Source organism: Flavobacterium panici (genome assembly GCF_024499525.1).
Taxonomy (GTDB): Bacteria; Bacteroidota; Bacteroidia; order Flavobacteriales; family Flavobacteriaceae; genus Flavobacterium; species Flavobacterium panici.
Window position 1 is genome coordinate 5,458,916 of the sequence record NZ_CP100437.1, and the last position, 25,744, is coordinate 5,484,659.

Here is a 25,744-nt window from a genome sequence, read left to right on the forward strand (position 1 = left end):
ATATATCAAAATGAAAAAGATTATAATAACATTCCTTTTAAGTGCCGGACTATTTGTATCCTGCACGGACCTGGAGGTAACACCAACCTCTTTTGTAACCGAAGATAAATACTTTATAACCCAAGATGACGCCGTTGCGAGTGTAACTGCAGTTTATGCTTCTTTAAGCCTTGATCCGGGAGAGCAGAGTTTGTTCGGGAGAAACTTGTATTTCTTAACCGATATGGGTTCTGATTATGCAGCGGCCGGAGTTTCTGCAACAAATCCACAAGTTAGAGCGATGAGCAGTTTAACGCATGATGCAACAAATGACCGTGTACAAGTCGCGTGGAGACAAATTTATGCAGGAATCAACAGAGCCAATATTTCTATTGATAATATCCCAAAAGTATCTGGTTCTGAAGTTGTAAAAACAAGATTAATTAATGAAGCTAAATTTATCCGCGGATTACTTTATTTTCAGGCAGTTCGTATTTGGGGCGGCGTTCCAATTGTTTTACACGAACCAACTTCAATTCAGTTAGAAAGTTTAAAATCAAGAAGAGAAACTGTAGATAATGTGTATGCTCAAATTATTTCAGATTTAACTGCTGCCGAAAGTTTACCTGCAGCTTATTCTGCTGCAGATGCCGGACGTGCCACTTCTGGAGCTGCAAAAGCAATTTTGGCAAAAGTGTATTTGACAAGAAAAGATTATCCAAATGCTATTTTAAAAGCAAGAGAAGTAATTAACGGTGGATATGGTTATGCTTTGTTCGAAAACTTTCAGGACATTTTTACGAAAACAAAAAAGAATGGAAAAGAACATATTTTCTCTGTTCAGTTTGAGCCAAACCAAGCCGGAAACGGATCTAGCGGAAGCACATTTCAATCAACTTCATTTACCGGATTTACAGCAACTGAACCTGCAGATATTATTTCAGATGTAGCCTTGTTTTATGATATTTATCAACCTGGAGATACTCGTAGAGATGTAAGTTATGCTAAACAATTACTTAATCCAACAACCGGAACGCTGTATACTTTTCCTAAACCTATTTTCAAAAAATATTTGGATTTAACCAATTTAGCAACTCCAGGAAATGTAGCTATCAACTTCCCTTTAATTCGTTATGCAGACATCTTATTATCATTGGCGGAAGCCATAAATGAGCAAGGTGCACCAACTGCAGAAGCTTATGAATTGCTTAATCAGGTAAGAAGAAGAGCTTACGGAAAACCAATTGCAACACCAGATGCAACTGTAGATTTAGTTGGATTAAACCAAACCACTTTTAGAGCTGCCATTCAGGAAGAACGCAAAAAAGAATTTGTTCAGGAAGGACAACGCTGGTTTGACCTAGTTCGTTGGGGAACTTTGGTTACTGAAGTTAAAAAAGTTACGGCTAAAAACTCGGTTTCAGAACGTAATAATTTATATCCAATTCCGCAAAGCGAAAGAAATATTGATCCGGTAGGATTGCCACAAAATCCAGGTTATTAATAAAATGATTAAAAAACTGTTCATCCTTGCCCTTTTGGTTGCTGCACAATCTCACCTATTTGCACAGAAAAAGCAACCTAATATCATCGTCATTTTGGCGGATGATTTAGGTTTCTCAGATATTGGTGCTTTTGGCTCAGAAATTAAAACTCCAAACCTGGATAAACTTGCTAAAAACGGGCTTATTCTAAACCAGTTTTATAATGCAGGCCGCTGCTGTCCTTCGCGGGCTTCATTGCTCACGGGTTTATATTCACATCAGGCAGGTATTGGCGATATGGTTCAGGATAAAGGATTTCCGGCTTATCAGGGATATTTAAACGAGCATTGTATCACCATTGGGCAAGCACTTAAACAGGCAGGTTACAGTACAATTGTTTCAGGAAAATGGCACGTTGGTTTAGTGCCATCAGCCTGGGCGGTTAACAGAGGATTTGATGATTCTTTTACATTACAAAACAACGGGAGCAGTTATTTTAACTCGCAGCCTTTATATAATGACGGAAGAAAAGTTACTTTTTTGAAAGGAGATAAAGAAATTATCCGCACGGATACTTCTACTTATCTGACTCAGGAAATTACCAATTTCGCCATTAGTTCTTTAGAAAAACAGCACAATCAGCAAAAACCTTTTTTTCTGTATGTTGCTTATAATGCTCCACATTGGCCCATTCAGGCATTGCCGGAAGATATTGCAAAATACAAAGGCAAATACCTAAAAGGATGGGATAAATTGAGAGCAACTCGTTTTAAAAAATTAAAAGAACTGGGAATCATTGATAAAAACTGGGACTTATCCAATCGTTTTGAAAAAGTGCCGGATTGGGAAAAACTAAGTGTCGAAGAAAAAGACAAATGGGATACCCGAATGGCAATTTACGCTGCCATGATCGACAGAATGGATGCCGGAATTGGAGAAATTCTGCAGAAAGTAAAGTCATTGGGTGAAGAAGATAATACGCTTGTTCTTTTTCTTTCGGATAACGGCGGAAGTGCTGATGATGTAAAAAACTGGAATTATGTTACACAAAAAAATGGAACACCAGGATCTGCCGCATCAATTGACAGTTATGAAAGTCCGTGGGGAAATGTGAGCAACACGCCTTTTCAACTATTCAAAAAGAACACGCACGAAGGCGGAATTGCTTCTCCTTTTATAGCTTATTATCCAAAACATATTAAAGCAGGAACAGTAAGTAACAGAGTAAGTCATGTGATTGATATTTTCCCTACTTGTCTGGAATATGCCCATTTTAAATATCCAGAGACTTTTCAAGAAAAAAGCCTCACACCTTTAGAAGGAATTAGTTTAAAAAAGGAATTTGAAGGACAACAATCTGATGCGCATGTAGCTTTGTTTTGGGAACATGAAGGCAGCAAAGCAGTTAGAAAAGATAATTGGAAGGCTGTCGCCGAAAATAATCAGCCCTGGGAATTGTACAATCTTGCTACAGATCGAACAGAAACAAAAAACGTGGCAAAATTAAAACCGAAAATACTCCAAACCCTGATTGACTTACATCAAAAATGGGCAGTAAAAGTAGGTGTCGAAGATTGGAATAAAATAAAATAGCAGAGTTAAACAGTGATTACGAATTAAATAACTAAAAATTTAATCTAATGAAAAAGTTTAAAAATAACATTGCAATCAAAAGTCCGCAAAAAGGACTTTTGATTACTGCATTGCTTCTTGCACAATTGAGTTTTGCGCAAACAAAACCAGAAGAATTTAAAGGAGTTATTGGCAAAACCTTAGCCGAATCCAAAGAATATTGGCCGGAACCGGTTACGCCTCCTAAAGGTGCCCCAAATGTCGTTTGGATTATTCTGGATGATGTAGGTTATGGTGCTTCAAGCGCTTTTGGAGGTCAAATAGAAACTCCTGTTTTAGAGAGTTTAGCCAACAATGGATTGCGATATACCAATTTTCATACAACGGCAATTTGTGCTCCTACCCGCTCTGCTTTGTTGACCGGAAGTAATTCGCATAAAGTACACGTTGGAGGATTTTCTCATACGATTATGTCGGCAGGATTTCCAGGTTGGGACGGAAGATTACCCTCTAAAAACGGAACCGTTGCCGAAATTTTACGTGATAAAGGATACAATACTTTTGGCGTAGGTAAATATGGGATAACGCCTGACGAAGAAGCAACAGATGCCGGACCGTTTGATCACTGGCCAACCGGAAAAGGATTTGAACATTTCTACGGATTTTTGGGTTCTGCAACAGATCAGTATAAACCAGATTTAATAGAAGATCAAGCTCATATTACGCCTGACGGAAGACATCTTAGCGAACAAATTACCGATAAAGCAATTAGTTATATTCAGAAACAACAAAAAGCAGCACCGGGAAAACCATTCTTTTTATACTATTCTCCCGCAGCTGTTCATGCACCTCATCAGGTAGCTCAAAAATGGAGCGATCCGTATAAAGGAAAATTTGATGATGGCTGGGACGCTTACCGCGAAAAAACACTAGCTAATCAAAAGAAATTAGGAGTTATTCCTGCCGATGCTGTTTTACCGGAACGCAATTCACTTATTGCAGACTGGAAAAAATTAACGCCGGATCAAAAGAAAGTATATTCAAAATTCATGGAAGTTTATGCCGGATATTTGACTTATACCGATTATGAAATAGGAAGATTGATTACTTATTTAAAAGAAAGCAATCAACTGGAAAATACTGTTGTTTTTGTTTTGATAGGCGATAATGGAGCCAGTAAAGAAGGAACTTTGCAAGGAGCTGTAGACAGACAAACCTACGTAAATGGTGATACTGAAGAAAAAGTATTCCAAAATAACTTAAATAGAATTGGCGAAATTGGAACAGCTCAAACATACACCAATTATCCTTTGGGTTGGGCTCAGGCAACTAATACACCTTTCAAATACTGGAAACAAGACGCTAATTCTGAAGGAGGAACACATAATCCGTTGATTGTTTATTATCCAAAGGCAATCAAAACTCCGGGAATCAGAACGCAATACAGTCACGTAATTGATATTTTGCCAACAACTCTTGATATTTTGGGCGTTAAAGCACCGGAATCTATTAGAGAAGTTAAACAAGACACTATTCAGGGATATTCATTTTACAATTCCTTGAATGATGCAAAAGCCGTTTCCTTACATAAAATTCAACATTATTACATCTTTGGATCAAGAGCCATTTATAATGACGGTTGGAAAGCAGCTGCGGCACATCATCCCAATTCAATTGAAGTAAAAGAAGCTTTGAATAATAAAATAAATCTTCCGCCAAGTGATTTTGACAAAGATGTTTGGGAACTATACAACATCAACGAAGATTTTAACGAAAGAAAAGATTTAGCTAAAAAATACCCTGAAAAACTAGCCGAATTAAAAAAACTTTTCGATCAGCAAGCCAAGAAAAACAATTTATATCCTTTAATAGACTGGCAGGATGTTTACCTGAGAAAAATACACAAAACGCCGTCTACCGAAGGAAAATCTGCTCAGGAATTATTAACCAAAGCAAACAAGTAAAAAAATTTACTTAAAAACCCTACTAAATCCATAGATAAATAAATATTAAAAAAAGAAATAATGAAAAAATTTGAAATTAACTCAAAAATCAAAAGCTCCGGAAAAGGGTTTTTGATTACTGCATTGCTAGCTGCACAATTTGGCTTTGCACAAGATACTCAAGAGTTCAAAGGAACAATTGGTAAAACATTATCCGATTCAAAAGAATATTGGCCAGAGCCTGTAAAAGCGCCAAAAGGAGCTCCAAATATTGTCTGGATTTTATTAGATGATGTTGGATTTGGAGCTGCAAGTGCTTTTGGAGGTTTAATCCAAACGCCTACTTTTGAAAATCTGGCAAATAACGGTTTACGTTATACCAACTTTCATACAACCGCAATTTGCGCTCCAACGCGTGCTGCATTATTAACCGGAAGAAATTCTGGAAGAGTGCACGAAAGCGGATTTTCGCACACTATTTTATCGGCTGGTTTTCCTGGCTGGGACGGAAGAATTCCTTCTGATAAAGGAACAATTGCAGAGATTTTACGTGAAAACGGATACAACACTTTTGCCGTTGGTAAATACGGTGTAACTCCAGATGAAGATGCTACAGATGCAGGTCCGTTTGACAGATGGCCAACCGGAAAAGGTTTCGATCATTTCTACGGATTCCTTGGTTCTCAAACAGATCAATACAATCCTGATTTAGTGGAAGATCAGGCGCATGTGAAACCAGACGGACGTCACTTAAATGAATTAATTACTGATAAAGCAATCAGCTATATTCAAAAACAACAAAAAGCGGCACCTGGAAAACCATTCTTTTTATACTATGCGCCAGGAGCTGTTCATGCACCTCATCAGGTTGCTGAAAAATGGATCGAACCTTACAAAGGAAAATTTGACGAAGGTTATGATGTGTACCGTGAAAAAGTATTAGCAAACCAAAAGAAATTAGGTGTTGTTCCTGCTAATGCGGTATTGCCAGAACGTAACGCACTTATTACAGATTGGAAAAAATTAACTCCGGATGAAAAGAAAGTATACGCAAGATTCATGGAAGCTTACGCTGGTTTCCTGACTTATACTGATGCTGAAATTGGAAGAGTGGTTAATTATCTAAAAGAAAGCAACCAGCTTGATAACACTTTGATTTTTGTTGCTATTGGAGATAACGGAGCAAGTAAAGAAGGAACTTTACAAGGAACAATTAACCAAAGTTTATTCTCTCAAGGAAAAACAGAAGCAGAAAATCTTCAAAGCAATTTAAATAATATTGGAGAAATTGGAACTGCAAAAGGTTTAAATACAAACTATCCTTTAGGATGGGCACAGGCAACAAACGTTCCTTTTAAAAATTGGAAACAAGATGCACATTCTGAAGGTGGAACGCGTAACCCGTTAATTGTTTTTTATCCAAATGGAATTAAAGACAAAGGCGGAATCAGAAATCAATACAGCCACGTAACCGATTTACTGCCAACAACTTTAGAAATTGCAGGAATCAAAGCTCCGGAATATATCAAAGGAATTAAACAAGATATTATTCAGGGATCTTCTTTCCAGGCTTCTTTAGATAATCCAAAAGCAGAATCTTTACACAAAGTTCAGTATTACTATATCTTCGGAAACAGAGCTATTTATAAAGATGGATGGAAAGCGGCTGCGGCACACTTACCAGATTCATTTGCTGTAAAACAATCATTAGGTAAAAACGAAAAACCAGTTGCAAGCAATTTTGATACTGATGTTTGGGAATTATACAACTTAAACGAAGATTTTAACGAACGTAATAACCTAGCTAAAAAATATCCTGAAAAGTTAGCTGAACTTCAAAAATTATTTGATGAACAGGCAAAAGAAAACAATGTTTACCCATTGATTGACTGGCAGGATGTTTACAACAGAAGAATTCACAATACTGGAGCAGACAAAGGTAAAACGTTACAAGATTTAGTGAAGCAAGTAACTAAACCTGCAGATACTGAAACTGCAAAATAATAATTTTACAACCTGCAAGGTTTTCAAAACCTTGCAGGTTTTTCAATAAAAACAGAAGATTCTAACAAATTAGTGAAAAAATAAAAAATAAAACTCGACTATATCCATAGAATTAGAAGTTAAATTATTTATTTTTACATTAACATATTAAAATTCAAAAAGATATGAAACGAGTAGATTATGAAATCATAGGGAAAAAAATTGTCGTTGGGGCAATTGTATTTTTAGTTCCGCTGGTAATATTAGCCGGAGGATTAGCATTAATTAATCAATTTTTAAAATAAGAAATCATGGCAATAGTTCAAAAAGAAAAACTAACAAGAGATTTAAGTATCAGTTTATTAATTTACAGCTTGCCGGTAGTGGCAATTTTCCTGTATTTTAAATTAACGGGCGGAGCGGTAAGCGAATCGCATATTGCACTTCCTTCATTTTTAGAATTCGCAAAACCGGCATTCGAAAACATCCGCACGTGGGGATTAACCGTTTTCATGGTAGTTTTGGGAATTATAGAATTCGCAGCAGGTTTATATGATGACGAATGGACAGGCGAAGAACGTAAAGTAGATATCGTTTGTTTCTTAGCTCCAAAATTACTTTTACCTCCTGTAATTGCATTTTTCAGCTTAACTGCTTTACCGTATTTATTACCAAATTTAGCTAACACACTTTCATGGGTTCCATTTTGGGGAGGGTTTTTCCTAATCGCAATTGCCGATGATTTAACACAATACTGGTACCACAGATTACATCATCAAGTACCATTTTTATGGCGTTTTCACAGAACACACCACTCTGCTCCATATATGGGAATGGCGATGGCTTCAAGACAAAACTTTATTTACACGGTTTTCTTTTCTCAAATTTATTTGACTGCAACTTTAACCTATTTAGGTTTAGGATTACCGGCTTTATTTGTTTTGGTAATTAAAAGTTTCATCACTTTAGGCGCACATTCAAGCATTGCATGGGACAAACCATTTTACAAATACAGAGTTTTACATCCAATTGCATGGGTTTTAGAAAGATTGATTTCTACTCCGGCAACACACCACGCACACCACGCAGATACAAGCGGTGACGGTGTTGGACACTTTAAAGGAAACTTCGGAAACATGTTTTTCATTTGGGATATGATTTTTGGAACTGGATTAATCACTCGTAAATTCCCGGAATCTTACGGAACAAAATCATACAAACAAGAAGAATGGTACGCACAATTTTTATGGCCAATATTCAAATCTAAAAAAGAAGGAAGTTCTCTTGCCGAAGGTGTATTGGCATTTCCTCTAAAAGCCAAACCTGTAGAAAATGCAGCAGAAACTGTTGAACAAACTCCGGTTTTAGAACAAGCTTAATCTTAAAAAGCAATAAAAATATAAAGTACGGCAGTGTGTTCAAATTAACCTTGAATACGCTGCCAGCTTTTATCAAAACTATACTGTTATGAAAAATAAAATAAATATTATTACACTAATCCTGCTGTTTACAATAGTAGGTTTTTCTCAAAATAAAAGTTCAAATACCGTTTCATTAGATGTTTATTACAGTAAAATTCAGGCTGAAAAAAAACCGCAGATAATTGATGCCCGCGGCCCTGAAGAATTTGCCTTAAACCATATTAACGGAGCAGTAAACTTTAATTTAGAGTCAAAAGATTATGCAGAACAAGTTGCAAAACTAGACAAATCAAGACCTGTTTTCACTTACTCAATTGGAGCAGGAAGAAGCGTTTGGCTGGCAGACGATTTATTAAAAAAAGGCTTCAAAGAAGCCTATAGTTTAGAAGGCGGAATTGCCAACTGGATTGGAAACGGAAAACCTTTTTATGCCAATTCTAAAAGCAAACTGACTTTAGCGGAATACAACAAAATCATTGCTGATAATAAAACTGTTTTGGTTGATATTGGTTCTAAATATTGCGGTGCGTGTATAAAAGTAAAACCAGTTCTGGAAACCATTAGAGCACAATACGGAGAAAATTTAAAAATCGTAGAAATCGAATTAGAAACCAGCCCGCAGGTAATTGCCGATTTAAAAACCGTAAAGGTCTTCCCTACTTTGATCTTATATCAAAATGGTAAAATCGTTTTCAAAAAAGACGGTTTAGGCGATTTAAAAAATGATGTTGATGTGGCTTTGGCTTCGAAATAAACATACACGTAAATCTTTGCCAAAGTTTAAAACTTTGACAAAGTTCGCTACAATCTTGTCAGGCTGAGCGAAGTCGAATGTCAGGCTGAGCGAAGTCGAAGCCCGCGTTAGAAACTCTACAAAGATTGAATTTTCGTACAACGGACTTCACATAGCTTGTCATTTCGAGGAACGAGAAATCGCACTAGTAATTCCGTAACGAAACCCACACAGTTTGTCATTTCGACGAAGGAGAAATCTCCACGAGTAACTCCGCAACGAAAATCCAATCTCTGTAGAGTTTCTTGCGAAGATTTCTCCTTCGTCGAAATGACAAAGATTATGAAATATACCCTAATTCAAAAACAAAATATAACCAACCATAATGGCAAACTATAAAAAAATAACCAAGATTATTCTACCCATTTTATTAGTGCTACTTATTATAGCAGCATTTTTATTCTGGCCCATAAATACAGACGGAACATTAATTAAAGCTGATGAAAAACTAGAAGAAGGAAAAACAGCATTTCTGTCTCAAAAAGATACAACTTCAGAAAAAAAGCCAAACATTATCATTCTCGTTGCCGATGATTTGGGTAAATATGATATTTCTCTTTACGGAGGAAAATCAACGCCAACACCACAAATTGATTCACTTGCAGCATCTGGAGTAACTTTTACAGATGGATATGTTTCGGCATCGATTTGTTCGCCATCGCGTGCGGGATTATTAACCGGACGCTATCAGGAACGTTTCGGGCATGAATATCAGCCGGGAGATCGTTATCCGAAAAACAATTTAGAATATTATGCTTTCAAATATTTAATCAACACGAACAGCTGGCGATTAAATGATAAAATAAACTATCCAAACGAAGCTTCAATTGCAACGCAGGGTTTACCAAAATCTGAAATTACTTTTGCTGATTTAGCCAAAAAACAAGGTTATAATACTGCTATTATCGGAAAATGGCATTTGGGCCACAACAAAGGATTTTTTCCTTTAGACAGAGGTTTCGATTATCATTACGGATTTTATCAGGCATTCTCGCTTTATACACCTGAAGATGATAATCCGGATATTATCAATCATCATCATAAAGATTTTACTGACAAAACGATTTGGGGCAATGGCCGTGTCGGAATTGGACAAATTCGCCGTGATACTACTATCATAAAAGATAAAAAGTATCTAACCGAAACCTTTGCTGATGAAGCAGAAGCTTTTATTGATAAGAATAAAAATAAACCATTTTTGTTATACGTTCCGTTTAATGCGCCGCATACACCATTTCAGGTTCGTAAAAAATATTACGATCGCTTCCCAAATGTAAAAGACGAAAACAAACGTGTTTACTTTGCCATGATCAGCGCACTTGACGACGCTGTTGGAAGAATTAGAGAAAAAGTAAAAAAAGAAGGTTTAGAAGAAAACACTTTAATCTTTTTTATCAGCGACAACGGTGGTGCCGATTATACTTTTGCAACAACAAACGCACCATTAAAAGGCGGGAAATTTTCTCATTTTGAAGGCGGGATAAATGTTCCGTTTGCACTTTCGTGGAAGGGAAAAATCAAACCGCATACTGTTTATAAAACTCCGGTAAGTTCATTGGATATTTTTAGCACAATTGCAGCCGTTACTCATTCTGGTTTACCAAAAGACCGAGTTTATGACGGAATTGATTTAGTTGATGTTGTCAATAACAATAAAGAAGCACACAAAGATTTATACTGGCGATCCGGTGATGCAAAAGCCATCAGAAGCGGTGACTGGAAATTAATCATCAGCGGAAAAACGCATGAAAAATGGTTGTATGATTTATCAAAAGACAAATCTGAAACTACAGATCTGGCGACAAAAAATCCTGAAAAAGTAAAAGAATTACAAACTGCTTTACAAATCTGGGAAAAAGGTTTAATCAAACCACTTTGGCCTAATTTGACTTATTATGAATTTGACTTTGGTAAACAAAAATACTTTGTTGATTTGTAACAATTACAACAGTCCTGCAAGGTTTCCAAAACCTTGTAGGTCTTTCATTTTAAATACTATATTAATAACTAATTAATTAATACCTACAAGGTTTTGGAAACCTTGCAGGAAATAAATAATAAATTGCCTCCAGCTTTAGCTGAAGGTTTAAAATTTAAAGTGCAGAAGGCTTTAGCCAAACTTTTTATTCGGCTAAAGCCTTTTTCTATTTGCAAATTGATTACCTCCAGCTGAAGCTGGAGGCAATTGAAATAAAACCAAAAATAATGTCAACTCAAACTAAACAATTTAACATACACGAAGACTGGACAGTCGTAATTTTAGGATTTATAATCATCGGAATTTCCCTTTTTATATTTCTTCCCGAAGTTCCTGTTTTCAGCTGGTCAAACACTTCTGATTTATTTACGAAAGTATTTGATTTAGCAAACCTCAAAATCCTTTTAATTCAGTTTTTATATCTCATTTCAATTGGTACAATCGGAGCTTTTTTAATTGGAAGATCCGTAAAATATTTTCTATTTACTTTTCCGATAGTGTATCTTTTAACCTTGATTGCACTTATTCTCGCAGGAAATTCAGCCATAAAATCCATCAATTTAGAAGCCGTAATTTTCAGTTTGATAATTGGTTTAGCGATTGGGAATTTCTTCAAACTTCCGGAATGGTTTCGTTCATCGCTTTCTACAGAAGTCTTTGTGAAAATCGGATTGGTTTTATTGGGAACGGGAGTAATTTTTTCTGATATATTAAAGGCAGGTTCATTAGGCTTAATTCAGGCATTGGTTGTTGTGATATCCGTCTGGTATTTCGCCTTTTGGCTTTGCCGAAAATTAAAAGTCGATGACGAATTAACCATGATGATTTCGAGTGCCGTTTCTATTTGTGGCGTTTCTGCAGCCATTGCAACTTCTGGGGCAATTAAAGGCGATTCAAAGAAATTATCATATGTCATTTCGATTGTTTTGGTAACCGCAATTCCCATGATGATTTTCATGCCGATTATCGCCAAATATTTCAATTTCCCCGAAGAAGTAACCGGAGCCTGGCTTGGCGGAAGTATTGACACTTCTGGAGCCGTTGTTGCGTCCGGAACTTTAGTTGGCGAAACCGCTTTAAAAATCAGCACCATCGTAAAATTTTCTCAAAATGTTTTGTTAGGATTAGCTGCTTTTGCCATTTCCGTTTATTGGACGTATTCACATAATACTTCTTCAGAAGCTGTAGAATCTAAACCAACTTTAAAGGTAATTTGGGAACGTTTTCCAAAATTCGTAATTGGTTTTATTGGTGCTTCCTTAATTTTTTCGTTTTTAATTTCTCCCGAAACCAGAGACGGTGTAAAAGACAGTTTGAAAAACCTACAGGGAATTTGGTTTGCATTAGCTTTTACAAGCATAGGTTTAGAAACTAATTTTAAAGATTTACTGAGTAATAACAGCCGTAAGCCATTGTATGCCTTTTTAATTGCACAATTATTCAATGTGATTGTTACGTTGATTATTGCGTTTTTGCTTTTTAGTTAATCATTATTTTTTGCCACGACCCGAGCGATAGCGAACGGGCGAAGCAATTTCACGAATTTTCACGAATTGATTTGTGGAAATTCGTGAAATTCGTGGCGATAAAAACATTTAGCATGTCTTTGCGGATGAACGAAGCAATCTCATTTGCTAAATCAAACTTTATATCTTAAAGTTTTTATTCATAGCCACAGATTATAAGGATTAAAAAGATTTTTTTTCACGCAGATTCAGCAGATTATTGCAGATTTAATTATAAAATCTCTGCTTAAATCTGCTTAAATCTTTTAAAATCTGCGTGAAAAAAAAACTTTGCGTCTTCGCGACTTTGCGAGATTCTAACAATTCGTAATAAAAATTATCTGCGAAAACAAAAAAAACACCAACAAACTAAAAATCAACTAACTACACTTAAAACAAAAACCTACACCCCATTATATCACATCTTTTTTTCAAAAAAAGCAAAGATTAATTTGGATATTACAATATTAAATATAACTTTGTCTATAGAATTAGTAGAGTTTAAAATTAAAAACTTACATTTTGAAAACAACAGTCAATAATACGTATCACATTCTTCGTAAAAAACACACTTATAACGCCTCTTGTTATATGTGCAGCTGTTGTTAATTCTTCCTTATACGTTCGCTTTGAATCGGTTTAAAATTAAAATCGAAAACTATAAATCGAACAGTGTTTATTCCCAAATTTTATTGAAATATTCCTTTGATGCTTTTGCCTCAGAAGATATCACGTTATACTAAATCAAAAATGAAAATGGAGACGACAAACTAACATTCTTTTTGATTACTAAGGGTCATTTCTGCGGCAACAGAAATGACCTGATTTTAAGAACATTTATCACTTACAAAAACAAAAAACAACAGACAAAAAGTACATTGCAATGAATACAAAAATTACAAAACTTCTTTTTTCTATTCTCTTAACCGGAGTTGCAACTTCTCACGAGTTACATGCTCAAACAGAATCAAAACCCAATATTATTTTGATTTTGGTTGACGATATGGGTTATTCAGATTTAGGAAATTATGGTTCAGAAATTAAAACACCCAATTTAGATAAGCTAGCTACAGAAGGTTTACGCTTACGCGAATTTTACAATAACTCAATTTGTGCGCCAACACGAGCTTCCCTCCTAACCGGACAATATCAGCATAAAGCGGGAGTTGGATTTTTTGATGTCAATTTAGGTTTACCGGCTTATCAGGGTTACTTAAATAAGGAATCTTTGACATTGGGAGAAGTTTTTCGTTCTGGCGGTTACAGCACACTTTTATCGGGAAAATGGCACGTAGGTTCTGAAGATCAGGCGCAATGGCCCAACCAAAGAGGTTTTGATAAGTTTTATGGAATCTTAAAAGGTGCATCGAATTATTTTGATACAAAACCGCTTCCGTTTGGAAAAACGCCATATCCGGTAAAACTAATTCGTAATAACGAAGAACTGCATCCAAAAGATGATTCCTATTATTTTACAGATGAAATAGGAAATAATGCCGTCACTTTCCTTGACGAGCAAAACAAAGAAAACAAGCCTTTCTTTTTATACTTAGCTTTTACGGCGCCGCACTGGCCGCTGCAGGCAAAACCTGTTGATATTGCTAAATACAGAGGAAAATTTGATGAAGGCTGGGATGTTTTAAGAGAAAAGAGAATCCAGAAACTAAAAGCCAGCGGAATTTTACCTGCCGATCAAACTATATCGCCAAGAGATCCTGAAGTTCCGGAATGGAATAAGTTAAGCTACGACGAAAAACAATTCTGGAAAGCTAAAATGGAAGTATACGCCGCAATGGTCGACAATATGGATCAAAACGTTGGCAAAGTTCTGGACAAATTAAAAGCCCTTAAAAAAGACAAAAACACATTGATTGTTTTTATTTCAGACAATGGCGCTCAAGGCGGATTCAATACGTATAACCCGCTTGGAAGAGGCTTGGTTCGAAATGATGGACCAGTTGGAACTTCAGGTTCATTTGATTATCAGGAGCAAAACTGGGCTTATTTATCCAATACTCCACTTCAGCAATATAAAAATAATATGCACGAAGGCGGTTTTAGTTCTCCGTTTATTGCTTGGTTTCCATCCAAAATAAAAGCAGGCAGAATCGAAAAAGGAACCGGACATATTATTGACCTCGCTCCTACTTTCTACGAACTAGCCGGAATAGAATACCCAAAAGAATATAATGGTGTGACGACAAACGCTTTGGTTGGAAAAAGTTTGTTGCCTGTTTTATTTAATAATGTTTCTCAGGTCGATAGAGGCGCACCATTATTTTGGGAAAGAGCAGGAAACAGAGCTGTTCGCGATGGAAAATGGAAATTGGTTTCGATTTATCCTTCTTACGAATGGGAATTATACGATCTTGAAAAAGACCGAGGCGAAACTAACAATGTAGCACAGCAGAATCCGGGAATTGTAAACAAACTTTCGGCTTCTTATTTTGAATGGGCAGACAAAACCGGAGTGGTTGAATACAGTAAATTCAAACTAAAACCAGAGACAATGCCGGGCGGTGCGGCGTTGAAAAAATAAAAATATTTAAAATCGAAAAATATTTAAACACATAGAGAAATAGATTTTTGATAAAACTGAAAAAAAAGATTTAAAAGATAACAGGTTATCACACATAGTCCCGATAGCTATCGGGATAAGTTAATGCAAGTGAAACGCCTTTACCCGCAACAAATTCTATGTCTCTATGTGTTTAAAAAATAAAATGTGTTTAAAATAAAATTATTTTCTAATCATAAAATCAAATCAATATGAATTCATTTTATCAGGAAATTGCAAGACAGCATCAGGAATTATTAATACTTCCTGAAAAGAAATTAATCCATCAGTTTATAGATGAATTGTTTTCGATTTTGTTTTCGAATACTTCAAAATCCTACGGTATTGTGGCGATTATTGAAAATAAATTTGACGGATTAGAAAAACAATTTGATGAGCTGGTTTTAGACTTTGCTCCTAAAAATCAAAATACGAAAAGGCAGACGGAAACCTTTTTTGAAGCCCTGCCCTATTTACATAAAAAAGCGTTGAATGATGCTCAAACTATTTTTGCAAAAGATCCTGCAGCCAAATCTTTAGAAGAAGTATTATATTCGTATCCAGGTTTTTTCGCTATTGCCGTTTATCGATTTTCTCATCAGCTTTGGAAGCAGGATTTAAAATTATTAGCCAGAACGATTTCAGAATACGCGCATATTAAAACCAGCATCGAAATTCATCCGGGAGCCAAAATAGGAAATGATTTTGCAATTGATCACGGCACGGGAATCGTAATTGGCGAAACCACAATTATTGGCCATAATGTTCAAATTTATCAGGGCGTTACGCTTGGTGCTTTGAGCGTTAAAAAAGAGGAAGCTTTTATCAAAAGACATCCTACTATTGAAGACAATGTTATTATTTACGCCAACAGCACAATTCTTGGCGGACAAACAACTGTAGGCAGAGATTCTATTATTGGAGGAAATGTATGGCTGACGTATTCTGTGCCTTCCAATTCGGTTGTTTACCATAAAAATGAGATGAAGGTTAAGGACAATAATCCTTTTCCCGAACCCATTTTTTATTCTATTTAAAATTGAGTGAATGTTTTAACACATAAACCGTCTTGTAAACTTTGTCAAAACACAAAGTTTGTCATTCCGAGGAACGAGGAATCGCACTCGAAACTCGACAAAGATTGGCGATTTTGTTTGCGGAATTACTTGTGCGATTCCTCGTTCCTCGGAATGACAAAAAAAGTGTTTAAATTACTCAATACATTGAAGCATAAAAATATCAAACACATGAAATATCAGAACATTTTAGAAACAATTGGCAATACGCCGCACATTAAGCTCAACAAGCTTTTTAAAACCCACGAGGTATGGATTAAATTAGAAAAAGCAAATCCGGGATCGAGTATCAAAGACAGAATTGCACTGGCAATGATTGAAGATGCGGAGAAAAAAGGACTTTTAAATCCGGATTCAATTATTATTGAACCAACATCTGGAAATACCGGAATCGGACTTTCGCTTGTGGCAGCCGTAAAAGGTTACAAAGTAATTATTGTAATGCCGGAATCGATGAGCGTGGAACGCAGAAAAATTATTGAAGCGTATGGTGCTGAATATGTTTTGACGCCGAGAGAAAAAGGAACTTCCGGAGCGGTTGAAAAAGCAAATGAATTAGCTTCAACAATTAAAAACTCTTTTCTGCCTTCGCAATTTACAAATCGTGCTAATGTTGAAGTTCACGAAAGAACAACAGCACAGGAAATTTTAGCCGATTTTCCGCATGGAATTGATTATTTAATTACAGGCGTTGGAACAGGCGGACATATTACCGGAGTTTCTAAAATATTAAAACAGCATTTTCCTAATTTAAAAACGATTGCCGTTGAGCCTGCACTTTCACCAGTTTTAAGTGGCGGAATTCCTGCTCCTCACCCATTGCAGGGAATTGGTGCCGGATTTATTCCTGAAGTTTTTAACAGAGAATATATTGATGAAATTGTGACCATCGAAAAAAATGATGCTTTTTCATTTGCTAAAAAACTAACAAAAGAAGAAGGAATTTTTGGAGGTATTTCAACCGGAGCAGCATTAGCAGCAGTTTCAAAAAAACTAAAAAATATTCCCGAAGATGCCGTAATCCTGACTTTTAATTATGATACCGGAGAACGCTATCTTTCTGTTGAGGAATTATTCGATTTTTTCTCCTAAAAAACAACAAGTCAAAATCTTACAATAAAATAAAACCCGTAATTTTAAGAAATAAATCTTAGAATTGAATAAAAATAAAATAATTAACCGAAAAACCTTAAAACTATGGCAGAATTAGAAAAACAACAGACCGCATTAGGCGATGTTGCTGCAAGACAATTAGCAATTGCAACTCGTACCGTTCCTCAAATTGGAACAATTACTCCACGCTGGTTAACGCATTTACTACATTGGGTTCCGGTAGAATCGGGAGTATTTCGTTTGAATAAAGTAAAAAATGCCAACCACATCGAAGTAGATTGTTCGGCACGCGATGAAAGAGTTTTACCGAACACTTTTGTGGATTATATCGAAAATCCAAGAGAATACAATCTGGCTGCTGTACAAACAATTGTTGATGTACATACGCGTGTTTCTGATTTATACAGCAAACCATACAACCAGATTTCAGAACAGCTTCGTTTAGCTATCGAAACTATTAAAGAACGTCAGGAAAGCGAATTAATCAATAATAAAGATTATGGATTATTAAGCAACGTTGCACCTTCGCAAATTATAAAAACAAGAACGGGCGCACCAACTCCGGATGATTTAGATGAATTGTTGACAAAAGTGTGGAAAGAACCTGGATTTTTCCTTTTACATCCGTTAGCAATTGCAGCTTTCGGACGCGAATGTACACGTCGTGGAGTTCCGCCGCCAACAACTTCTTTATTTGGATCACAATTTTTAACATGGAGAGGAATTCCGCTTATTCCATCTGATAAATTACCAATCGTAAAAGGAAAATCAAAAATTATTCTTTTAAGAACCGGAGAAAGCCGTCAGGGAGTTATCGGATTAATTCAGCCGGGATTACAAGGCGAGCAATCTCCAGGATTATCAGTTCGTTTTATGGGAATTAACGAAAGAGCCATTGCTTCTTATTTAGTATCTCTTTATTGTTCTTTGGCTATTTTGGTAGATGATGCTATTGCTGTTTTAGAAGATGTAGAAATAGGAAAGTATCATGAGTACAAATATTAACAACAACGGTTTACCAAACATCGACGATTTGCAAAATCTGGCAAACGAGTTGTTTAAAGCTTTACCGAATGAATTTCCAAAAGAAATCTCATTAAGTCCGGATAAAGCCGAACATCCTCGTGCGACAAAGATTGCAGAAACGATTTTGCACGCTGGAAATGTTGATCAGTTTGGTCAGTTTCCTGTGGCAAGTCCGTCGAGTACACCGCCTGCGCCGCCTGCATTTAGCGGATTTGGAGCTTCTCCGTCTGTAATAAATTACGGAAATGGTGCTTCAGCTTTGTACCCAAATGCCGGAGCAGGATTTGATCCGCAAAACAGAAATTCATCTTCAGGAGTTCAGGAAAACCACGATTTAAATATCAATGATCCGCATACCGGATTTCATGATATTAATTTGAAAAACGGAAAATCTCCACAACTCAATGAAGAAAGTCTTTTTTCGGGATTTTCATTGAACCATCAATATCTGCCATTTCAAACAGAGAATTCATCTTTTGAGATTGAATTACAAGCAGCTTTGGCATCGGTTGATACACAGTTTAAGAAACGCGAAGATTTTCCGTTAAACGGAAATGAAACAGCAAATTCATACTATTTCTTAGATCAGAATTCTTTTGCTTTTGATAAAAGAAGTACTGATATCATTGTTGGAAATTCATTCGAACATAAAGAAATTAATCTTTTTAAAGGACATCATTTTGATGCCGCATTGGTAAAAAAAGATTTTCCAATTCTAAGAGAAACTGTAAACGGAAAACCATTAGTTTGGTTTGATAATGCGGCAACGACTCAGAAACCGCAATCGGTAATTGATAGAATTGCGTATTTCTACGAACATGAAAATTCTAACATTCACCGTGCAGCTCATGAATTAGCTGCCCGAGCATCTGATGCTTATGAAGCCGCTCGTGAAAAAGTAAAAGCGTTTTTGAATGCTTCTTCTGTAAATGAAATTGTATTTGTAAGAGGTGCAACTGAAGGAATAAATCTGGTAGCTTCAACTTGGGGCGAACAGAATTTAAATTCCGGGGATGAAATTATTGTGAGTAATCTGGAACATCATGCGAATATTGTTCCGTGGAAACGTCTTGCTGATAAAAAAGGCCTGAAATTAAGGGTAATTCCTGTTGACGATGACGGTCAGATTTTGCTGGATGAATATGCAAAATTACTGAATTCAAAAACACGTTTGGTTTCTTTTACACAAGTTTCAAATGCGTTGGGAACGGTAACTCCAGCGAAAAATATAGTGGAAATGGCACACGCTGCCGGAGCAAAAGTTTTAATCGACGGCGCACAATCGGTTTCACATATGAAAGTTGACGTACAGCATTTAAATCCGGATTGGCTGGTTTTCTCAGGACATAAATTATTTGGTCCAACAGGAATTGGAGCTTTATACGGAAAAGAAGATTTACTAAACGAAATGCAGCCGTATCAATCTGGCGGAAACATGATTCAGGACGTAACTTTTGAGGAAATAAAATACCACAAAGCTCCGAATCGTTTTGAAGCCGGAACGGGAAATATCGCCGATGCTATTGGTCTTGGCGCAGCAATCGATTATGTAACCAAATTAGGAATTGAAGCTATTGGTCAATACGAGCATTATTTATTAGAATATGCTACAAGACTTTTAAAAGAAATTCCGGGTGTACGATTAATTGGAACTGCAAAAGATAAAGCCAGCGTATTATCTTTTAATTTACAAGGCTATTCAAACGATCAGGTTGGACAGGCTTTGAATAAAGAAGGTGTTGCGGTGCGAACCGGACATCATTGTGCACAGCCTATTTTACGCCGAATGGGAGTCGAAACAACAGTTCGTCCTTCGTTAGCTTTTTATAATACGACAGAAGATGTCGATACTTTTATTAAAACCGTTTGGGAGCTTAAAAAAGTTAGATTCTAAAAAAATAGAGAGAATGTATTAAATACATTCTCTCAAAAAAGATAATTGCTTTTTTTGATATTTTAAGTAATTATACCCTGAAAGCGATTGTTTTATAACAGTCGCTTTTTTTATTAAAACTACGTTTTTTGGCGCTAAAAAAACAGCACTTTTTTTAACGAAATTATTCTGCCTTACATTTTTATCAAAAAATCAAACAATTTTCATCAAAAACCAACAAACACGTATATAAAAGTTATCAATATCACAAAACTGGTTATAATTGTTATTTTTAGTGTTAAATTATCACTAAAAATTAACATTAAATTAGGATATTTGAGAGACTAATTTAAACGAAATGAATATGAAAATTAAATTAAAACATTACTTGTGGTTGTTTTTACTATTTGTACAAATAGCTGCAGCACAAGAATCTATTTCCGGAAAAGTAACAGATAAAAAAGGCCTGCCAATTCCCGGAGCAAATATTGTAGTACAGGGAAAAAATATCAGTGCTCAAACTGATTTTGACGGTCTATTTAAAATCGCCGCTAAAAAAGGCGAAATATTGGTTGTAACTTATGTAAGTTATAAAACCGTAGAAGTTCCTGCCTCAAATAATATTACAATCCAACTCGATGAAGTTCAAAATGAACTTGAAACTGTAGTGGTTGTAGGTTACGGAACACAATCGAAAAGAAATCTAACGGATAATATCGCGCGTGTAACTGCAAAAGATATTCAGCAGATTCCGGTTTCAAACGTACAAAATGCTTTGGTAGGTAAACTGGCCGGAGTTCAGATTACGCAGACAAACGGTAAGGTCGACGGAGGTATTAATATTCGTGTGCGTGGTGCGGCGAGTATTAGTGCGGGAACACAGCCTTTATATGTTCTTGACGGAATCCCGTTAATTAATGATGATGAATCAAGCAACGGTGCACCAACCAACCCGTTATTGACTTTAAGTACCAATGAAATTGAATCGATAGATGTATTAAAAGATGCGTCTTCTGCAGCAATTTATGGTGCGCGTGGAGCTAACGGAGTTGTTTTAATTACTACTAAAAAAGGGCGTGAAGGAAAAGGAACTTTTACGGTAAACCTTTCGCAAGGAGTTAGTGAAGCTACACACAAAAGAAAATGGCTTAATGCAAAACAATACGTTGAATTATTACAGGAAGCCGGAAGAAACGTTAACGATTTAGAATCTGTTGAAGATGAGTTAGAATATCTATCTCAGGGAACGGACTGGAGAAATGGTGAAGTCGATACAAACTGGCAGGATATTGCTTTAAGAACAGGTTATACTACAGATGCAGATTTTTCTGCTTCTGGAGGAGATGAAAAAACAAAGTATTTCTTTTCTGGTGCATACAATAACACAACGGGTATTGTTGACAGTAATACTTTAGAAAGATTTACAGCGAGAACAAACGTATCGCATAAAGTTACAGATCGTTTAACATTAGGAATGAACCTGGGTTTTTCGAGATCTTTAATTCACAGGGTTCAGGATGATAACTCATTCTCTTCTCCACTTCAATCAGTTGCTCAGGCGCCTATTTCGCCTGCAAGATTAGAAGATGGAAGTGCAAACCCAAATACAGAATATTCTAACTACCTTTTAGCAAAAGATAATACGTTCTGGAAAACGATTATGCGCAGACTTACAGGTAAACTTTTTGCTGAATTTAGAATCCTTAATTCATTAAAATTTAATTCTGATTTCTCATACGATCTTTTATCACAAACAGAAGATTACTGGCAAGGTAAAAACGCTCCTTTTATGGCCACAGACGGAGCTGTATTTGCGACTTCTGTAAATACAGAAAATTATGTTTCGAGTAACTATTTTACATTTGATAAAACATTTGCAGAAAAACATACTTTTAACGTTGTAGCTGGTATGGAATTCAACAAATACAACAGAAGATATCAGGATGTAAACAGTATTTATTTCTCAAGTGATGATTTTCAAACTGTTGACGGTGGTGCTGAAGTAAATGAAGGTCACGGAAGTGAAACGGATTATGCTTTTGTTTCTCAATTTGGAAGATTGAATTATTCTTTCCAGAATAAATATCTTTTAAAAGCGAGTATTCGTCGTGATGGTTCATCTCGTTTTGGAAAAAATGAACGATTTGGAGTTTTCCCAGCCTTCTCTGCCGGATGGGTTATTTCGCAAGAAGAGTTTTTAAAGGATAGTAAAGCTATTTCCAACTTAAAAATAAAAGGAAGCTGGGGTAAATTAGGAAATGCCGAAATCGGGAATTTTGCTTCTCGTCAGCTTTACAGACCAAATCCTTATAATTTAAAATCAGGGCTTACTTTTGATCAGCCTGGAAATGATGATTTGACTTGGGAAAAATCAGCTCAAACAGATTTTGGTGTTGAAATTGGTTTTATAGACCGATTTTCAATCGAAGCAGATTATTACCAAAAAGATACTGACGGATTATTATTTGAAGTTCCGTTACCAATAAGTTCCGGAGCGGCTTCTATCAATAAAAATATTGGAAAAATAAGAAGTAATGGTTTTGAGCTTACTATCAACACTAAAAATATTGATACTGAAAACTTTAAATGGAATACCAGTTTCAATTTGACAACAAATGAATCAAAGGTTAAATCGCTTCCAAACGATAACCGAGACATTATAGTTGGATACAATATAAACAGAGTTGGAGAAAACATTTCCTCTTTCTATTTAGTTGAATATGCAGGAGTTGACCCTGATAATGGAGATGCTTTATTTTACAAAAACACTAAAAAAACCGATGGTACACGCGACCGTACTACAACAAGAAATTATAGTGAAGCAGAACGTATTATTGCAGGAAACCCTTTCCCTACTTTAATGTCTGGTTTAACAAACACAATTCTTTATAAAGGTTTTGATTTTACCTTTACGTTTCAGGGAGAATGGGGCGCGAGTATTTATAATTCAGCAGGGATTTATCAATCAACTGCGGCTGATTATTTTGACAACCAAACAGCTGATCAGTTAAACAGATGGCAAAATCCTGGTGATATTACAGATGTGCCTCAAGCCAGATTTGGAGGTTCAAACGGTACACAAGATTCTTCTCGTTACCTTGATAAAGCCGATTTTGTTCGTTTAAGAAATTTAACTTTGGGTTATACGCTTCCTAAAGATGTTTTGAAAGATTTAGGAATGAGCAGTTTAAGAGTTTATTTTACGGCTGTTAACTTATTAACCTTTACAAACTACGAAGGAAATGATCCTGAAGCAAGAAGAGATGACAGCGGAATTGGAGAAGATTTTTATTCAGCACCGCCCGCAAGAACAACAGCAATTGGTGTAAACTTTAATTTTTAAAAAGAAAAAGATGAAATCAAATAAACTAATCCTATTTATATTTTTCGCTGCGTTTTTTACAAGCTGCGAAAATGAATTAGACATAGAACCTAAACAGAGAGAAGACGCTAATACAACATTAAGTACCGAAACCGGAGTAACAAATGTACTAACCGGAACTTACGCTCTGGCAGCAAATGGAAATGCTTACGGCGGAAGGGTTTTACTTTACGCAGACTTACTTGGTGTAACGGGAGTTTTAAGCACAACAGATTTAAGATGGCGCGGTACTTTTGGCGAATTAAGACAAATGTATAGTAAAAACATGTTGTCTGATAACGTAATTATCGAAGGAACTTATGCGAGATTATATGAAATTATAAACGCATCAAATACGGTTATCGAAAATATCGACAAAGTAAAAGATTCGGACAGACAAGCTGTTATGATTGGCGAAGCTAATTTTTTAAGATCATTGGCTTATTTTGATTTGGTTCGTTTTTTCGCAAAACCTTATGAAACGGGTCAGACAAATAATCAGCTAGGAGTTGTAATAAGACCAAATGCTATTTACGACTTTAGCGTAGATTTATCAAAAGAAAGAAGCACGGTTGAAGAAGTTTATAAAGTTATTATAGACGGTTTAAATCTTGCTTATACAAACTTACCGGAAGATAATGGTTTTTATGCCGATAAATATGCTGCACAAGCTTTATTAGCAAGAGTGTATTTACAGCAAGGCCGATACGATTTAGCCAGAGATGCAGCAAATGATGTTATTGAAAACAGCGGACATGCATTGTCACAAAATTATGCAGCTGCTTTTAATCATGATACAGATCAGGCTGAAGATGTTTTCTCAATTCAAATCACGAAACAAACGGGTGTAAACGATGCTGTAACTTTTTATGCCTCTGAAGGTAACGGAGGACGCGGTGGAGATTTTTCTATTCGTGATGCTTATTTGGAAAAATTCAGTGATCCTGATGACAGAGCAGAGTTTATCTACGAAAATGAAGATAATGGCAGAATTTTAACTTCTAAATTTACTGATCAGTTTGCCAATGTTGGAATTATTCGTCTGGCAGAAATGTATTTAATTAGAGCCGAAGGAAATTTTGAAGAAGGAACTGCAATAGGAAACACTCCCGTTGATGATATCAATATTATCAGAGAAAGAGCTCATGCTGATGATTTGGCAACAGTTACAATCGATGATATTTTATTAGAAAGAGAATTAGAACTTGGAATGGAAGGATTTTTAATTCACGATATTAAAAGAACTAAACGTTCCATTTTAACTGAAACCCCAGATGGAGATCCGTTATTATTAACTTATGATGCTGATAAATTAGTATTTCCAATTCCGTTAAAAGAAACAGATGCTAACAAAAAAATCACTCAAAATCCCGGGTATAGAATTTAATTGAAGCTTTCTTAAATAAAAAAACCATTCGTTTTCACGAATGGTTTTTTTATTTAAGAACATTTCTCATTTTAGATATAATTTTAGTACAAACACTTATGTAATAAACCAAAAAAGCCATTCTCCCCACAGAATGGCTTTTTCATTTAATAACAGATTCTAAGTAATATATAAAAGGTAATTTTTAATCAATAATCATCCCAATTATGCTTCAGCTGGTACTTTCATTAATTCCTGAGCAATTGTCAAGGTAACCGGATCTAAATGCCCCGAATAAAAAGTATCTAAAAGTTCCTGAAATATTGGGTTTGCATTTTCTACTTGCGAAAACAAACTCAAAGACGAACGCAATTTACGTGCATCCAAATCTCCTAAAATAGTTTCAATAGATTTGGTCTTAAAGTTTAAAAGAAGCTGTGCAATCTCAACCAAATGTTTAGCTAAAATTGGATGATTCAAATAAGCTTGTGCTTCTTCAAGATCAGCAATGGCGTAATATTTAGCAATATCACTTTTTCCTAATCCTTTTATCTGCGGAAAAATGAACCACATCCAGTGTGTTTCTTTTTTACCTTTTTTCAATTCAGAATAAGCAGTTAGGTAAAGTTTATTTTGTGCATCCAAAAAGCGCGTTAAATCATTATTTGCGTAAGCCATCTGTAATAAATTTATAAAGGTTCAACAAATATTTGC

The 25,744-nt window shown here is 35.7% G+C and carries 16 protein-coding genes; 15 read left to right on the forward strand and 1 reads right to left on the reverse strand.

Annotated features, from left to right (window positions below):
* Nucleotides 1-10 precede the first annotated feature (10 nt).
* The 15 genes from NLJ00_RS22740 to NLJ00_RS22810 all read left to right on the forward strand — a co-directional run bounded on the left by NLJ00_RS22740 (nucleotide 11) and on the right by NLJ00_RS22810 (nucleotide 25,051).
* Nucleotides 11-1,483 carry a RagB/SusD family nutrient uptake outer membrane protein gene (locus NLJ00_RS22740; RefSeq protein WP_256635518.1) on the forward strand — a complete coding sequence of 491 codons (1,473 nt, stop codon included), beginning with the start codon at nucleotides 11-13 and terminating at the stop codon, nucleotides 1,481-1,483.
* Between the two features lie 4 nt (nucleotides 1,484-1,487).
* The gene (locus NLJ00_RS22745) at nucleotides 1,488-3,056 is read left to right on the forward strand and encodes an arylsulfatase (protein WP_256635519.1); all 1,569 of its coding nucleotides are present in this window, start codon (nucleotides 1,488-1,490) and stop codon (nucleotides 3,054-3,056) included.
* A 47-nt stretch (nucleotides 3,057-3,103) separates the two neighbouring features.
* Nucleotides 3,104-4,999 carry an arylsulfatase gene (locus tag NLJ00_RS22750; protein WP_256635520.1) on the forward strand — a complete coding sequence of 632 codons (1,896 nt, stop codon included), beginning with the start codon at nucleotides 3,104-3,106 and terminating at the stop codon, nucleotides 4,997-4,999.
* Nucleotides 5,000-5,059: 60 nt separating this feature from the next.
* Nucleotides 5,060-6,982, forward strand: coding sequence for an arylsulfatase (locus NLJ00_RS22755; RefSeq protein ID WP_256635521.1), 1,923 nt, complete (start codon nucleotides 5,060-5,062; stop codon nucleotides 6,980-6,982).
* A 290-nt stretch (nucleotides 6,983-7,272) separates the two neighbouring features.
* Nucleotides 7,273-8,340 carry a sterol desaturase family protein gene (locus NLJ00_RS22760; protein WP_256635522.1) on the forward strand — a complete coding sequence of 356 codons (1,068 nt, stop codon included), beginning with the start codon at nucleotides 7,273-7,275 and terminating at the stop codon, nucleotides 8,338-8,340.
* A gap of 88 nt (nucleotides 8,341-8,428) precedes the next feature.
* Nucleotides 8,429-9,136: a rhodanese-like domain-containing protein gene (locus tag NLJ00_RS22765; RefSeq protein WP_256635523.1), complete on the forward strand. Its 708-nt coding sequence runs from the start codon at nucleotides 8,429-8,431 to the stop codon at nucleotides 9,134-9,136.
* A gap of 364 nt (nucleotides 9,137-9,500) precedes the next feature.
* Entirely contained in the window at nucleotides 9,501-11,114 is a 1,614-nt protein-coding gene (locus NLJ00_RS22770) for a sulfatase-like hydrolase/transferase (protein WP_256635524.1), read from the forward strand.
* A 266-nt stretch (nucleotides 11,115-11,380) separates the two neighbouring features.
* Nucleotides 11,381-12,640 carry a YeiH family protein gene (locus tag NLJ00_RS22775; RefSeq protein WP_256635525.1) on the forward strand — a complete coding sequence of 420 codons (1,260 nt, stop codon included), beginning with the start codon at nucleotides 11,381-11,383 and terminating at the stop codon, nucleotides 12,638-12,640.
* Between the two features lie 901 nt (nucleotides 12,641-13,541).
* Nucleotides 13,542-15,197, forward strand: coding sequence for an arylsulfatase (locus NLJ00_RS22780; RefSeq protein WP_256635526.1), 1,656 nt, complete (start codon nucleotides 13,542-13,544; stop codon nucleotides 15,195-15,197).
* A 230-nt stretch (nucleotides 15,198-15,427) separates the two neighbouring features.
* On the forward strand, nucleotides 15,428-16,252 hold the full coding sequence (gene epsC / locus NLJ00_RS22785; protein ID WP_256635527.1) for a serine O-acetyltransferase EpsC: 825 nt from the start codon (nucleotides 15,428-15,430) through the stop codon (nucleotides 16,250-16,252).
* Between the two features lie 210 nt (nucleotides 16,253-16,462).
* Nucleotides 16,463-17,383, forward strand: a complete 921-nt coding sequence (gene cysK, locus NLJ00_RS22790) for a cysteine synthase A (RefSeq protein WP_256635528.1) — start codon at nucleotides 16,463-16,465, stop codon at nucleotides 17,381-17,383.
* Nucleotides 17,384-17,488: 105 nt separating this feature from the next.
* The gene (locus NLJ00_RS22795) at nucleotides 17,489-18,409 is read left to right on the forward strand and encodes a family 2A encapsulin nanocompartment shell protein (protein ID WP_053471684.1); all 921 of its coding nucleotides are present in this window, start codon (nucleotides 17,489-17,491) and stop codon (nucleotides 18,407-18,409) included.
* Nucleotides 18,393-20,324 carry a family 2A encapsulin nanocompartment cargo protein cysteine desulfurase gene (locus tag NLJ00_RS22800; RefSeq protein ID WP_256635529.1) on the forward strand — a complete coding sequence of 644 codons (1,932 nt, stop codon included), beginning with the start codon at nucleotides 18,393-18,395 and terminating at the stop codon, nucleotides 20,322-20,324. Before NLJ00_RS22795 ends, NLJ00_RS22800 begins: the two co-directional genes overlap by 17 nt.
* Nucleotides 20,325-20,667: 343 nt before the next feature.
* Nucleotides 20,668-23,646 (forward strand): SusC/RagA family TonB-linked outer membrane protein, encoded by a 2,979-nt coding sequence (locus tag NLJ00_RS22805; protein WP_256635530.1) that lies wholly within the window; start codon nucleotides 20,668-20,670, stop codon nucleotides 23,644-23,646.
* Nucleotides 23,647-23,656: 10 nt separating this feature from the next.
* On the forward strand, nucleotides 23,657-25,051 hold the full coding sequence (locus tag NLJ00_RS22810; protein WP_256635531.1) for a RagB/SusD family nutrient uptake outer membrane protein: 1,395 nt from the start codon (nucleotides 23,657-23,659) through the stop codon (nucleotides 25,049-25,051).
* A gap of 204 nt (nucleotides 25,052-25,255) precedes the next feature.
* On the opposite strand, the gene NLJ00_RS22815 is transcribed toward NLJ00_RS22810, so the two are convergent.
* Nucleotides 25,256-25,708, reverse strand: coding sequence for a DUF1810 domain-containing protein (locus NLJ00_RS22815; RefSeq protein WP_053471688.1), 453 nt, complete (start codon nucleotides 25,706-25,708; stop codon nucleotides 25,256-25,258).
* Nucleotides 25,709-25,744 lie beyond the last annotated feature (36 nt).

What these genes read in the sequence shown, in the direction of transcription:
- NLJ00_RS22740 (WP_256635518.1), top strand. Translation starts at nt 11, where the DNA reads ATGAAAAAGATTATAATAACATTCCTTTTAAGTGCCGGACTATTTGTA.
- NLJ00_RS22745 (WP_256635519.1), top strand. Translation starts at nt 1,488, where the DNA reads ATGATTAAAAAACTGTTCATCCTTGCCCTTTTGGTTGCTGCACAATCT.
- NLJ00_RS22750 (WP_256635520.1), top strand. Translation starts at nt 3,104, where the DNA reads ATGAAAAAGTTTAAAAATAACATTGCAATCAAAAGTCCGCAAAAAGGA.
- NLJ00_RS22755 (WP_256635521.1), top strand. Translation starts at nt 5,060, where the DNA reads ATGAAAAAATTTGAAATTAACTCAAAAATCAAAAGCTCCGGAAAAGGG.
- NLJ00_RS22760 (WP_256635522.1), top strand. Translation starts at nt 7,273, where the DNA reads ATGGCAATAGTTCAAAAAGAAAAACTAACAAGAGATTTAAGTATCAGT.
- NLJ00_RS22765 (WP_256635523.1), top strand. Translation starts at nt 8,429, where the DNA reads ATGAAAAATAAAATAAATATTATTACACTAATCCTGCTGTTTACAATA.
- NLJ00_RS22770 (WP_256635524.1), top strand. Translation starts at nt 9,501, where the DNA reads ATGGCAAACTATAAAAAAATAACCAAGATTATTCTACCCATTTTATTA.
- NLJ00_RS22775 (WP_256635525.1), top strand. Translation starts at nt 11,381, where the DNA reads ATGTCAACTCAAACTAAACAATTTAACATACACGAAGACTGGACAGTC.
- NLJ00_RS22780 (WP_256635526.1), top strand. Translation starts at nt 13,542, where the DNA reads ATGAATACAAAAATTACAAAACTTCTTTTTTCTATTCTCTTAACCGGA.
- epsC (WP_256635527.1), top strand. Translation starts at nt 15,428, where the DNA reads ATGAATTCATTTTATCAGGAAATTGCAAGACAGCATCAGGAATTATTA.
- cysK (WP_256635528.1), top strand. Translation starts at nt 16,463, where the DNA reads ATGAAATATCAGAACATTTTAGAAACAATTGGCAATACGCCGCACATT.
- NLJ00_RS22795 (WP_053471684.1), top strand. Translation starts at nt 17,489, where the DNA reads ATGGCAGAATTAGAAAAACAACAGACCGCATTAGGCGATGTTGCTGCA.
- NLJ00_RS22800 (WP_256635529.1), top strand. Translation starts at nt 18,393, where the DNA reads ATGAGTACAAATATTAACAACAACGGTTTACCAAACATCGACGATTTG.
- NLJ00_RS22805 (WP_256635530.1), top strand. Translation starts at nt 20,668, where the DNA reads ATGAAAATTAAATTAAAACATTACTTGTGGTTGTTTTTACTATTTGTA.
- NLJ00_RS22810 (WP_256635531.1), top strand. Translation starts at nt 23,657, where the DNA reads ATGAAATCAAATAAACTAATCCTATTTATATTTTTCGCTGCGTTTTTT.
- NLJ00_RS22815 (WP_053471688.1), bottom strand. Translation starts at nt 25,708, where the DNA reads ATGGCTTACGCAAATAATGATTTAACGCGCTTTTTGGATGCACAAAAT.